General features: G+C 72.9%; 10 protein-coding genes and 1 tRNA gene. 7 read left to right on the forward strand and 4 right to left on the reverse strand.

The annotated features are described in order from the left end of the window. Nucleotides 1–107: 107 nt before the first annotated feature. Complete coding sequence (locus tag ACSU53_RS16995; protein ID WP_437028661.1) at nt 108–770, reverse strand: DUF461 domain-containing protein; 663 nt, start codon at nt 768–770, stop codon at nt 108–110. A 1,132-nt stretch (nt 771–1,902) separates the two neighbouring features. Here ACSU53_RS16995 and ACSU53_RS17000 point away from each other — a divergent pair. From ACSU53_RS17000 to ACSU53_RS17025, 6 genes are all read left to right on the forward strand, one after another. Next, nucleotides 1,903–2,385, forward strand: a complete 483-nt coding sequence (locus ACSU53_RS17000) for a CarD family transcriptional regulator (protein ID WP_003953493.1) — start codon at nt 1,903–1,905, stop codon at nt 2,383–2,385. 585 nt (nt 2,386–2,970) lie between these two features. Next, entirely contained in the window at nt 2,971–3,756 is a 786-nt protein-coding gene (gene ispD / locus ACSU53_RS17005; RefSeq protein ID WP_437028663.1) for a 2-C-methyl-D-erythritol 4-phosphate cytidylyltransferase, read from the forward strand. Continuing rightward, nucleotides 3,746–4,285: a 2-C-methyl-D-erythritol 2,4-cyclodiphosphate synthase gene (gene ispF / locus ACSU53_RS17010; RefSeq protein WP_437028665.1), complete on the forward strand. Its 540-nt coding sequence runs from the start codon at nt 3,746–3,748 to the stop codon at nt 4,283–4,285. The genes ispD and ispF overlap by 11 nt, the downstream gene beginning before the upstream one ends. A 315-nt stretch (nt 4,286–4,600) precedes the next feature. Further along, a complete protein-coding gene (gene cysS / locus ACSU53_RS17015) occupies nt 4,601–5,998 on the forward strand; it encodes a cysteine--tRNA ligase (RefSeq protein ID WP_437028667.1) in 1,398 nt (465 codons plus the stop codon). A gap of 296 nt (nt 5,999–6,294) precedes the next feature. Then, nucleotides 6,295–7,233 carry a 23S rRNA (guanosine(2251)-2'-O)-methyltransferase RlmB gene (gene rlmB / locus ACSU53_RS17020; protein WP_437028669.1) on the forward strand — a complete coding sequence of 313 codons (939 nt, stop codon included), beginning with the start codon at nt 6,295–6,297 and terminating at the stop codon, nt 7,231–7,233. A 118-nt stretch (nt 7,234–7,351) separates the two neighbouring features. Then, a complete protein-coding gene (locus tag ACSU53_RS17025; RefSeq protein ID WP_437028671.1) occupies nt 7,352–9,022 on the forward strand; it encodes a DoxX family membrane protein in 1,671 nt (556 codons plus the stop codon). Between the two features lie 313 nt (nt 9,023–9,335). Here ACSU53_RS17025 and ACSU53_RS17030 read toward each other — a convergent pair whose 3' ends face one another. From ACSU53_RS17030 to ACSU53_RS17040, 3 genes are all read right to left on the reverse strand, one after another. Next, nucleotides 9,336–10,067: a nucleotidyltransferase family protein gene (locus ACSU53_RS17030; protein WP_437028672.1), complete on the reverse strand. Its 732-nt coding sequence runs from the start codon at nt 10,065–10,067 to the stop codon at nt 9,336–9,338. A 122-nt stretch (nt 10,068–10,189) separates the two neighbouring features. Continuing rightward, nucleotides 10,190–10,642 (reverse strand): hypothetical protein, encoded by a 453-nt coding sequence (locus ACSU53_RS17035; RefSeq protein WP_437028674.1) that lies wholly within the window; start codon nt 10,640–10,642, stop codon nt 10,190–10,192. A gap of 247 nt (nt 10,643–10,889) precedes the next feature. Then, complete coding sequence (locus tag ACSU53_RS17040) at nt 10,890–11,978, reverse strand: ABC transporter ATP-binding protein (RefSeq protein ID WP_362101514.1); 1,089 nt, start codon at nt 11,976–11,978, stop codon at nt 10,890–10,892. Between the two features lie 307 nt (nt 11,979–12,285). Here ACSU53_RS17040 and ACSU53_RS17045 point away from each other — a divergent pair. Next, a tRNA-Thr gene (locus tag ACSU53_RS17045) sits at nt 12,286–12,361 on the forward strand. Nucleotides 12,362–12,420 lie beyond the last annotated feature (59 nt).

Raw genomic sequence — 12,420 nt, forward strand, 5'->3', positions numbered from 1 at the left:
CGGCCGGTCCGGCGGACCGACGCGACGGAAGGGCGGGACCCGGGTACTGCACCCGGGTCCCGCCCTTCCGCATGTCCGCGTGCGCCTGAGCGGCGCCCCGCGGTGGGTCAGTCGCCGGCCGGCCGGCTGGCGGAGGCGTCGCTGGAGGGGTTGCCCGACGGGGCGTCGCTGCTGCCGCCGGAAGGCGCGCCGGACTCGGTGGACTCCGGGGCGTCCGCGGACGGCTCCTCGCTCTGCTGCGCCGGCGGCGTGGCCGGAGCCTTGCTCGGGCCCCACTCGGCGTAGAAGCCCGCGGCCGGCTGGACGAACGCCTGGAGGGAGACGTCGCCGGTCTTGCTGAAGGTGAAGGTGACCTTCTGCGCGTTGCCGTCCTGGACGGCCTCACGGCTGCTGGGCAGGACGGCGGACGCGTTGCCCTCGCCGCCCAGGATCAGCGAACCGCCGGCCGGCACGGTCAGGCTGCCGCCCTCGGCGGGGGACAGCTCGGCGGTCTTGCCGGTGCCCGGGATGGTGACGGACTCCAGGGTCTGGTCGGTGGAACCCTCGTTGAAGAACGTGGCCGAGACGACGGCCGGGCCCGTGGACTCGAGGTCGGGCTGGGTGATGACGACGACGTTCTGGGCCTTGATGTCACCGACGGTCGTGGCCGCGTTGTCCGGCTTGACCTGGAGGGTCTCGGCGTTGTTGCCGGACGCGCACGCGGAGAGCGAGACGACCGAGAACGCGATGGCGGCGGCGGCGAGGGCACCGCGTCGAAGGCTGCTGCTCACGGCGGCGGCAACTCCTTGGACTCGAGCGTGGCGACCTGTAAAGCCGCCCTAAGTGTCTGTCAGCGGCCTCAGGTTACCGAGCCGTCCCCGCCCGACCGCACCCGACCCTCCCCGGAACGGCCCCGTTCCCCCGAGAAGCCGCCCATCGGCCCGCGGCGCGCCCGTCCGGTGATCGGCCTGGGCTCCGCGTTCCGCCGGGCCCGACGAGCCTGCCGAGCCCGCCGGGTCTCCGGACGCCGGTCGTCCGCCCGAGCGGGGGCCCGGCCTGTCCGGCCTGCCCGGCCTGCCCCCATCCGGTCCACCCGGCCTGCCCGGCGCGCCCGACACACCCGGATCACCCCGGGCTTGGGCACACGGGTTCTGGGCACACAGGCCCCGGGCACACGGGTCTTGGACACACAGGGCCCTGGCACACAGGGGCCTGGCCTACAGGCCCTGGGCACATACAGGTCCTCACCCACATGTCGCGGGGACACAGGCCACGGACCGTGCCGCCGACCCCTCCCGCCTCCTTCTCGCTCCCGTCCGAGACGGCGGCTCCCTCACCCCGCCCTCCCAGCCTCCTAGCCCTTCTCGCCCCCTCGTCCCTGTCGACACCCTCGCCCTCACCGCTGACGTTCCCTCGCCTCGGCCACGCCCCCCACCCACACCGCAGCGCATTCGGGACGTGGATGTCGTGGCACGTGGTGGGCATTCGCATTACTCCCGGGAGTGTCACCCGGGTGCGCGGGCATAGCCCGGCCGGCCGGTCGGCATTTCCCCGTGCGGGAATGTGCCGACGCCCCCCAGGGAATTGATCACCGGCCGTTCACCGGGACCTGTGAAGATCAATTCCCGATTCGGCCGGAACCCCGCCCGGCGCACCGAACGGAGTAGCGGAAGTCGAGCATGTGGAACCGGACATTTGGGTATGTTCGGTCACTCGTGGCGGGCTTCCGGCGTGTGTGACGTGCGTCTTTCCCCTGCCCCGGAGAGCCGCTCCGACCTGCGAATACCTGCTTCCGTTCCGCGGCCGATGCACGTTCATGTTGCGGTTGTCAAGCCCCGAGAATGGCCCTGACCTGCGAAAACGTCATTCAGAACCCGCCGTATCCGTGTTACCCTGGATAGCCACGGAAGGGGTACCTGTCACATGACGTTCAAGGTTGGCGACACCGTGGTCTATCCCCATCACGGGGCCGCGCTGATCGAGGCTATCGAAACTCGCCAGATCAAAGGCGTGGACAAGACCTACTTGGTGCTGAAGGTCGCCCAGGGTGATCTGACGGTACGTGTGCCAGCGGACAATGCGGAGTTCGTCGGCGTGCGCGATGTGGTCGGTCAGGACGGGCTGGACCGAGTCTTCGAGGTGCTGCGTGCACCCTACGCCGAAGAGCCCACGAACTGGTCCCGTCGCTACAAGGCAAACCTGGAGAAGCTCGCCTCGGGCGATGTCATCAAGGTCGCGGAAGTCGTGCGTGACCTGTGGCGTCGTGAGCGCGAGCGCGGACTCTCCGCGGGTGAGAAGCGCATGCTCGCCAAGGCGCGCCAGATTCTGGTCAGCGAGCTCGCGCTCGCGGAGAACACCAACGAGGACAAGGCCGAGGCCCTGCTCGACGAGGTACTCGCCTCCTGAGCCGAGGCGGAGCGCTGCTCGCTCGGCGCTCCCTGAGCGCAGCAGTCACAACGCAGCAAGCACAGCACAGTGAAATGCCGTGGTGCCCGATGACGAAGGAGATGTCGCCGGGCGCTGCGGCATGTCCGCACCCGGGACACGAGTGGCCGGGGCTCCGGCGTCCGGACCGTCCGAAGGAGCATCCGGACACGCGGCGTCGCCACCCGGTTCCGCGCCGGCTCCGGGAGCCGGACGGTGCGCCATGCGGCCGGTCGGACGTACGGCTGACTGCCCGTGACGCCCCTTGGCTCCGGCCGCCTGGTACTGATACGACTGCGCGGCGCGTACGGCCACCGGCATGCGGCCCGGCCGGCGACCGCGAGGGGCCGGCCGTCCGTACGCCGTACTGGTGCGTGCCGGGTCCGCGCGGGCTGTGCCGTCACTCACGTCCCGCACCCGGTACACCGGTCCGGGCGTCCCGGCTCGACCAGAGTCACGGAAGGGGCTGGTCGAGTCGTCACGCCCGGTCATCCCTCCGCTCCTCGAGCGGCGGGTACGCCCAGGCCATACCCAGGTAGGCCGAGCACACAAACCTGACAGGAACCGATGTCTGACGATCCCCTCACCCCGCCGTCGCAGAACCCCGCGCCCGACGCGTCCGACCGTACGACACGCCGTACGGCAGCCGTCATCCCGGCCGCCGGCCGGGGCGTGCGACTCGGCCCGGGCGCCCCGAAGGCGCTTCGCGCGCTGGGCGGGACGCCCATGCTGATCCACGCGGTCCGCGCGATGGCCGACTCGCGCGCCGTCTCCCTGGTCGTCCTCGTCGCCCCGCCCGACGGGGCCGCCGAGGTCAGGACGCTGCTGGACGCGCACGCGCTGCCCGAACGCACCGACTTCCTGGTGGTGCCCGGCGGGGAGAGCCGCCAGGAGTCCGTCCGGCTGGGCCTGGAGGCGCTGCCCGAGGAGTACGACATCGTGCTGGTGCACGACGCGGCCCGCCCCCTGGTCCCCGTCGACACCGTCGACGCCGTGATCGAGGCGGTGCGCGGCGGCGCGCCCGCCGTCGTGCCCGCGCTGCCGCTGGCCGACACCGTCAAGCAGGTCGAGCCGGCCGCCGCCCCCGGCGACCCGGAAGCGGTCGTCGCCACGCCGGACCGGTCGGTGCTGCGCGCGGTGCAGACCCCGCAGGGCTTCGACCGGTCCGCGCTGGTGCGCGCCCACGAGACCGTCACGGAGCAGGTCACCGACGACGCGAGCATGGTCGAGCAGCTCGGCCTGACCGTCGTCACCGTGCCCGGTCACGAGGAGGCGTTCAAGGTCACCCGTCCCCTGGACCTGGTCCTCGCCGAGGCGGTCCTGGCCCGCAGGAGGCACAACGATGGCTTCTGAGACGCCCGGCGCTCCGGAGCCGGTCCCGCCGCTGCCCCCGCTGCCGCCGCTTCCGCAGGTCGGCATCGGCACCGACATCCACGCCTTCGAGGACGGCCGCGAGCTGTGGTGCGCCGGACTGAAGTGGGAGGGCGAGGGGCCCGGCCTGGCCGGGCACTCCGACGCGGACGTCGTCGCCCATGCCGCCTGCAACGCCCTGTTCTCGGCCGCCGGCCTCGGTGACCTGGGGCAGCACTTCGGCACCGGGCGGCCCGAGTGGTCCGGTGCCTCAGGGGTCACGCTGCTGACCGAGGCCGCCCGGATCGTGCGGTCGGCCGGGTTCCGCATCGGCAACGTCGCCGTGCAGGTCGTCGGGCCGCGGCCCAAGATCGGCAAGCGGCGTGACGAGGCGCAGAAGGTCCTCTCCGAGGCCGCCGGGGCGCCGGTGTCGGTCTCCGGGGCGACCACGGACGGCCTCGGCTTCCCGGGGCGCGGCGAAGGGCTGATGGCGGTGGCCACCGCGCTGGTGGTCCGGGTGCCGACGGACTGACGCCCGGGTCCGCACGCGGACGGGCCGGTGTCCGCGTGCCAGGGGGTCCGCGTGCCAGAGGGTCCGCGTGCCAGGACGTCCGCGTGCGGTGTCCGGCGCGGCCCCGGGCCGGAGCCCGGTGGTCCGTGGGTGCACCCGCAGACCCGTGCGCGTACCCGCGGGTCCGTGGGTGCACCCGCAGGCCCGTGCGCGTACCCGCGGGTCCGTGCGGGCACCCGCAGGCCCGTGCGCGCTCCTGTGGTCCGTACGTCCCCCGTCCGGGACGGCTCGGCGGTGGAGGCACACGCACCCTCCGGGGCCCACTACCCTGGAGGGGTGACTATTCGCCTGTACGACACCAGCGCCCGGCAGATCCGTGACTTCACCCCGCTCCAGCCGGGTTGCGTCTCGATCTACCTGTGTGGTGCCACCGTGCAGGCGGCGCCCCACATCGGGCACATCCGCTCGGGGCTGAACTTCGACATCATGCGCCGCTGGTTCGAGTACCGCGGCCTGGACGTCACGTTCGTCCGCAACGTCACCGACATCGACGACAAGATCATCGCGAAGTCGGTGGAGCAGGAACGCCCCTGGTGGGCCATCGGCTACGAGAACGAGCGAGCCTTCAGCGACGGCTACCGGGCCCTCGGCTGCCTGCCCCCGACCTACGAACCGCGCGCCACCGGCCACATCACCGAGATGGTGGAGATGATGCGCGGCCTGATCGAGCGCGGCCACGCCTACGAGGCCGACGGCAACGTCTACTTCGCCGTCACCTCGTTCCCCGCGTACCTGAAGCTGTCCAACCAGGAGCTGGAGAACCTGCTCCAGCCGTCCGGCGAGGGCGAGACCGGCAAGCGGGACCCGCGGGACTTCGCCATGTGGAAGGCGGCCAAGCCCGGCGAGCCGAGCTGGGAGACGCCGTGGGGCCGCGGGCGCCCGGGCTGGCACCTGGAGTGCTCGGCGATGGCGCACAAGTACCTGGGCACCGCCTTCGACATCCACGGCGGCGGCCTCGACCTGATCTTCCCGCACCACGAGAACGAGATCGCGCAGGCCAAGGCCTTCGGGGACGAGTTCGCCCGGTACTGGGTGCACAACGCCTGGGTCACCATGAGCGGCGAGAAGATGTCGAAGTCGCTCGGCAACTCGGTGCTGGTCAGCGAGATGGTCAAGCGGTGGCGGCCGATCGTGCTGCGCTACTACCTGGGCACCCCGCACTACCGCTCGATGATCGAGTACAGCGAGGAGGCGCTGCGCGAGGCCGAGTCGGCCTTCGCGCGGATCGAGGGCTTCGTCCAGCGCGTGGTGGAGAAGGCCGGCTCCGTCGAGCCGTCGGCCGAGGTGCCGCCCGCCTTCGCGGAGGCGATGGACGACGACCTCGGTGTGCCGCAGGCACTGGCCGTGGTGCACACCACGGTCCGGCAGGGCAACAGCGCGCTGGCCGCCGACGACAAGGAAGCGGCCGTCGCCCGCCTCGCCGAGGTCCGCGCCATGCTCGGTGTGCTCGGCCTGGACCCGCTGGACCCGCACTGGGCCGGTGAGGGCGACCGCGGCGAGGACCTGCACGGGGTGGTCGACACCCTGGTGCGCATGGTCCTCGACCAGCGGGAGGCCGCCCGGGCCCGCAAGGACTGGACGACCGCGGACGCCATCCGCGACCAGCTCAACCAGTCCGGCCTGGTCATCGAGGACAGCCCGCAGGGACCGCGCTGGAGCCTCGGCCCGCGCTGAGCCCGCCGCAACGGTGCCGCGGGACCCCCGGGGCACCCCAAGCGTGAGGACCACACGGGCCACGGGGGCGACGACGCCCCCGGGGACCGCGTGCGACTCGGGAACCGGGTGTGCCGTCCGGGCCCCCGGACGGCACACTGCACGTACACGGCCGCGTGTCCGTACGGGCACGCCACCGCGGACGACAACCGCAGAGCAACACCCGCACGGACCCCGTGCGGAGCAGGACCCACGGACGCCATCGCGGGACGCGCGAGCCCGCGTGCACCGCACGACTTCACGGAGACGAGTACCTCATGGCCGCGAACAACCGCCGCATGTCCGGCAAGAAGGGCGCGCAGGTCGGCAGCGGCGGCCAGCGGCGCCGGGGCCTGGAAGGCAAGGGCCCCACGCCCCCCGCCGAGATGCGCAAGGGCCACGCCAAGCAGCGGGCCGCCCAGGCCAAGGCGCGCCGCGCCACGGGCCGCGCCCCGCAGCGCCGCGGCGGCCGCTCGGCCTCCGAGCTGGTCGTCGGCCGCAACCCGGTCGTCGAGGCGCTGCGCGAGGGCGTGCCCGCCTCGACGCTGTACGTGCAGCAGTTCATCGACAACGACGAGCGGGTGCGCGAGGCGCTCCAGCTCGCGGCCGACCGCGGCGGGATCAACCTCATGGAGGCCCCCCGCCCCGAGCTCGACCGGATGACCAACGGGCTGAACCACCAGGGCCTGGTCCTCCAGGTCCCGCCCTACGAGTACGCGCACCCCGAGGACCTGGTCGCGAGCGCCCACGACGAGGGCCAGGACCCGTTGATCGTCGCCCTCGACGGGGTGACCGACCCGCGCAACCTGGGTGCCGTGGTCCGCTCCGTCGCCGCCTTCGGCGGTCACGGTGTCGTCGTCCCCGAGCGGCGGGCCGCCGGGATGACCGCCGGTGCCTGGAAGACGTCGGCCGGCACGGCGGCGCGGACGCCCGTCGCCCGCGCCACCAACCTGACGCGCGCCCTGGAGGCGTACAAGAAGGCCGGGATCACGGTCGTCGGGCTGGCCGCCGACGGGGAGGCCGAACTCGGCACCCTGGCGGCGCTGGACGGCCCGGTCGTCATCGTCGTCGGCAGCGAGGGCAAGGGGCTGTCGCGGCTGGTCGGCGAGACCTGTGACGTGCGGGTGCGGATCCCGATGCCGGGCGGCGCGGAGTCGCTCAACGCCGGTGTCGCGGCGGGCATCGTGCTGTACGAGGTGGCGCGCCGCCGCGCCTGAACGCGCGTTCGGCCGTATCACCCACACGGAGTGTTCCCGGCGGTCCGGACCGGCTTGACGGGGTCCGGACACATCCGGCCGGTCAAGGCAGTGTCCTAACCCCGTGTCACTCGGTTAGATGAGTGTGGACACCAGAACACCCCGCCCGCCCACGGGGGACCGCTCGTTGGGACTCGACGACACTCCCGCGCTGAGCATGGTGAAGGTGCCGAGCGATCCGGCGCAGGTCATCGTCAATCACGCCAGCTTCCGCGTGCAGCTGGGCGTCTCGGCGCGACGCGTCCAGTCACCGCGGATCGCCCGGCACCTGAGCGCCGCCCAGGACACCGCCCGCATCCCCGTGGTCACCACCATGGGCGCCGCCGGTCCGGGCGCCGCCCGTCGCCGTCCCGTCGTCTGGAGCGGCCGGTCGGCGCCGGACGACACCGGAGCCCACCGCCTGCTGCAGGCCGTGCGGCACGACGGCGTCCGCCACGCCGAGGAGCCCCTCGCCGACGCCGGCGCCACCCAGGTCATCCCGCGCGTCGGCGCCGGCTACGGCTACGGCGACGACCCGGCCACCCTGGAGACGCCGGTCGTCGGCGCCCAGCGCACCCACGGCGGCGGCCCGCTGCTGCCGCCCATGCGCACCGTCGGCAGCGCCTACGACGAACCGGCCTACGACACGGGCGGTTACGACCGGGGCGGCTATGGCGACGACGGGTTCGAGGACACGGACGCCCGGCCCGCCGCCGACGAGGACGCCCCGCGCACCCGGCGCCACGGCGACGACCCGGCCCGGCACGCCTACTACCCCGGCCGCCGGATGAACCTGGGCGTCGTGCTGCTGCCGCTGCGCGTCTTCCTCGGCTTCATCTCCATCTACGCCGGCATGGGCAAGCTGTGCGACCCCGTCTACTTCGACGGCGGCAAGCGCGGCTCCATGGTCACCTGGCTGAACACCCTGCACCCCTGGGAAGTCGCCGAGCCGCTGCGGCAGTTCGCCCTCGAACACCCCGTCGGCTCCGGCCTCGTCATCGCCTTCCTCCAGGTCATCGTCGGCGTCCTGACCGTCCTCGGCTGCTGGCAGCGCGTGGCCGCCGTGGTCGGCGCGCTGCTCTCCGCCGCCCTGCTGGTCACCGTCAGCTGGAAGAGCGTCCCGGTCTACGACACGCCCGACATCATCTACCTCGCCGCCTGGTCGCCGCTGATCATCGCCGGTGCCCCCGTGTACTCCGTGGACGGCCGCCTGGCCGGCAGCGCCTGGCGGCGCCTCGGCCCCCGCGCCGACATCTGGGACCTGCGCCGCTACGTCCTGCGCCGGGGCGCCCTGGTCACCGTCATCGTCTGCGGGATCACCCTGCTCACCGGGTCGCTGCTGGGCGGCGCGGTGCGCGACGCCGACCGCGTCGTCGTCCCCGGTCCGGGCGAGTCCCCGCGCAACGAACTCCCCGGTTCCCCGCTCCCGCAGGAGCCCGGCGCCACGCCGAAGAAGCGCACGCCGTCCGCGTCCACCTCGCCCACCCGGGGCGCCACCGCCGGTACGGGCAGCCCGTCCGCCGGGACGACCACCCCGGGCGCGACGCAGGACACCGGCACGGTCACCGGCGGCACGCCCAGCCAGACCCAGGGCAGCGCCGGGCAGGCCCCGCCGCAGCAGTCCTCCCCGGTCGAGCAGGCGCCGAGCACCAGCGCCGGCCCGACCTCCGGCGGGGGCAGCACCGGCGGCGAGGGCACGCCCAGCGGTGGCTCCGGGGGCGGCGGCTCGTCCTCCGGCCAGCCCGGACTGGTGGGCGGCCTCCTGGGGTAGGCCGGCCCGGTCCGGCCCTCCGACGACGGCGGGGTCCCGCACGGACGACGTGCGGGACCCCGCCGCGGTGCGACCGCCCCTCCGGGGCGGTTCCGGGGCGCAGGCGACGCCGGGTGGGGCAGGCCCTCTCGGGGAGATCCGGCCGGCGGACGGTCGCGCCGGTGGCCGGTGGCCGGCGGTCGGTGGAGTGACGGCTCGTCAGCCCGCCGGCCCGCCGGCCGACGGTCCGCCAGTCCGTCAACTCGTGGGCCCGATGACCCGATGCCCCGATGCCCCGACGGCCCGTCGGCTCGTCCGTCCGTGGACGCGTGCGTCAGCGGCCGTGGGCCGCCAGTTCCTTCGCGGCCTCCGTCAGGTCCTTCGCGGTGTCGATGGCGCGCCAGTACGACCCCTGCGGGATCGGGAAGCCGGCCAGGCGCCGCTCCCGTGCCAGGCGCGGGAACGTGGTGCGCTCGTGGTCGCCGCGCTCCGGCAGCAGGTCGGCGAACCCGGGGGAGAAGACGTAGATGCCCGCGTTGATCTCGAACGTCGACGGCGGGGCCTCGATGAAGTCCGTGATGTGGCCGAAGCCGTCCGTCTGCACGGCGCCCCAGGGGATGCGGGGGCGGGCCAGGGCGAGGGTGGCGAGGGCGTCGCGCTCGGTGTGGAAGTCCGCCATGTCGCGCAGCGAGAACCGGGTCCAGATGTCGCCGTTCGTCGCGTACCAGGGCCGGTCCGGGTGGGGGAGGTGTGCGGCGGCGTACTTGAGGCCGCCGCCGCGGCCGAGGGGCTCCGTCTCGACGACGGTGGTGACGGACACGGGCAGGTCGGCGGAGTCCAGCCACTTCTGGAGGACGTCGGCGAGGTGCCCGCAGGAGATCACCACGTCCGTCACGCCCTCGGACGCGAGCCAGGACAGCTGGTGGCCGATGATCGGGGTCCCGGTGCCGGGGATCTCGACCATCGGCTTGGGCCGGTCGTCGGTGTACGGCCGCAGCCGGGAACCTTGACCGCCGGCCAGGACGACGGCTTGAACGGGGCGGGACGCGGCGCTCGGATGGGTCATGAGCGAACTGTACGTGGCACTCCCGGACGCCCCGGAGGGCCCTCCGCGGACCGCGGACGGCCCCCGCACGGGCCGTCGGCCGCGCGGGGGCGGGACCTCACGTGCCGTGGCCGGCCCGGGGGTCAGTGGTGGGCGGCGAGGACTCCCGAGGCGAAGGAGGTGTCGCAGACCGGGCGGGAGAAGGACTGCGCCTTCGTCGGGCCGTAGACGCGCACCGCTGCCTTGCCCAGCGCGCGGGCGATGGACGCGCAGTGCCGGGCCAGCGACGGCCGGTCGTTGACCGCCTCCTGGAGGTGGGTGAGCGCGACGCCCGGGTCCTTCTTCTGCTGTTCGACCAGGAGCCGGTCGCGGAGGATCTCGTGGGGGGCGCGCGCCGCGCTGCGCGAGGCACCGGCCACGGCGGTGTCGGCGGCGGTGAGCACCGGGCTCGTGGGGCTCCCCGACCAGTCGACCCGGGCGACCGCGAGAGTTCCGGAGAACACCAGGACGACGGGCAGGACGAGGGCGAGGCTGCGGCCGATCCGGCGGGCGTGGCCCCGGCCGCGTCGCGTCTGAGGGTTAGTGGAGTGCTTCACGCGAGTGAGGGTAGCGTCCGGTAATGACGTGGAGACATTCCGTCACCGGTTCGGGGGACATGGTCGACGAGTTTTTGGGGTAACGCGTTGACGCGCCCGGTCGAAATGCCCGGAGTGCGGGGTATTTGTCGACAACGCGAGAAGCCCCGCAGCAGGCTGCGGGGCTCTCGTCGCCCGTCCGGGTGATCTGGCCGGACGGCAGGTGTGAAGCGGTGCCGGACGGGGTCCGGCGGGGCGGCGGCCGGGCTCAGTCGGACAGGCGGGCGCCGGTCGACGTGGAGAACACGTGGGTCTCGCCGGCGCGCGGCACGACGTGCAGCTCGCTGCCCTTGGCCGGCACGTTGCGGCCGCCGACGCGGACCACGATGTCCTTGGTCTCCCCGCCCACGGTGGTGGAGCCGTAGACGAACGCGTCGGAGCCCAGCTCCTCCACGACGTTGACGGTGACCGCCACGCCCTGGTCGGACTCCTCACCGGCCACGTCGAAGTGCTCGGGGCGCACGCCCACGGTCACGGTCTTGTCGGTGGTGGAGGAGAGCGCGTCGCGCTCCACCGGCACCACCGAGTTGCCGAACTTCACGCCGCCGTCGGTGACCGGCACCTCGATGAGGTTCATCGCCGGGGAGCCGATGAAGCCGGCCACGAAGAGGTTGGCGGGCTTGTCGTACATGTTGCGCGGCGTGTCGACCTGCTGGAGCAGGCCGTCCTTGAGCACCGCGACCCGGTCGCCCATGGTGAGGGCCTCGACCTGGTCATGGGTGACGTAGACGGTGGTGATGCCCAGGCGGCGCTGGAGGGAGGCGATCTGCGTACGGGTGGAGACACGCAGCTTGGCGTCCAGGTTGGACAGCGGCTCGTCCATGAGGAACACCTGCGGCTCGCGCACGATCGCGCGGCCCATGGCGACACGCTGGCGCTGACCGCCGGAGAGCGCCTTCGGCTTGCGGTCCAGGTACTCGGTCAGGTCGAGGATCTTCGCGGCCTCCTCGACCTTCTGCCGGATCTCCGCCTTGTTCACGCCGGCGATCTTGAGCGCGAAGCCCATGTTGTCGGCGACCGTCATGTGCGGGTAGAGGGCGTAGTTCTGGAACACCATGGCGATGTCCCGGTCCTTGGGCGGCAGGTGCGTGACGTCGCGGTCGCCGATGCGGATGGCGCCGCCGTTCACGTCCTCCAGCCCCGCGAGCATGCGGAGCGAGGTGGACTTGCCGCAACCGGACGGGCCGACCAGGACGAGGAACTCCCCGTCCTCGATCGCGATGTCGAGCGCGTCGACGGCGGGCTTGGTGGAACCCGGGTAGATCCGGGTCGCCTTGTCGAACGTGACTGTGGCCATGGGAATGGGCCCCCTTCTACCGGCAGGAACGTGCCGGACGATCCGAGTAGGAAGGTGGTGCCACGACGGGTGTTCCGCAGTGGTGTCGTCCACGTATTCCGTTGTGGTGTAGTCCACGTGTGTGAACTGGCACAGGACGGTACCCGGCGTTCACCTGCTTGTCAGTAGTTTCCGGGCTGTGATTTCTTCGTGAACTGTCGACGGCTCGCGGGGGCGGGGCGGACGCGCGGGCCTCAGGGCAAGTCCGTGGCCGGGTGAATCCGGCTCTGTGTACAGTGGACCAGCCTTCGCGCGCGGAGCGCGCGGCGCCTCCTTAGCTCAGTCCGGTCCAGAGCGGCTGTCTTGTAAACAGCAGGTCGTCGGTTCGAATCCGACAGGGGGCTCTCGCAGGGCCCTCGTGCGGGCCCCTCCCGTCCGTCCCGGGCCGGCTCGTTTCTCCGGC

This window comes from Streptomyces sp. enrichment culture (genome assembly GCF_964273255.1).
In the GTDB taxonomy this organism is placed as follows: domain Bacteria; phylum Actinomycetota; class Actinomycetes; order Streptomycetales; family Streptomycetaceae; genus Streptomyces.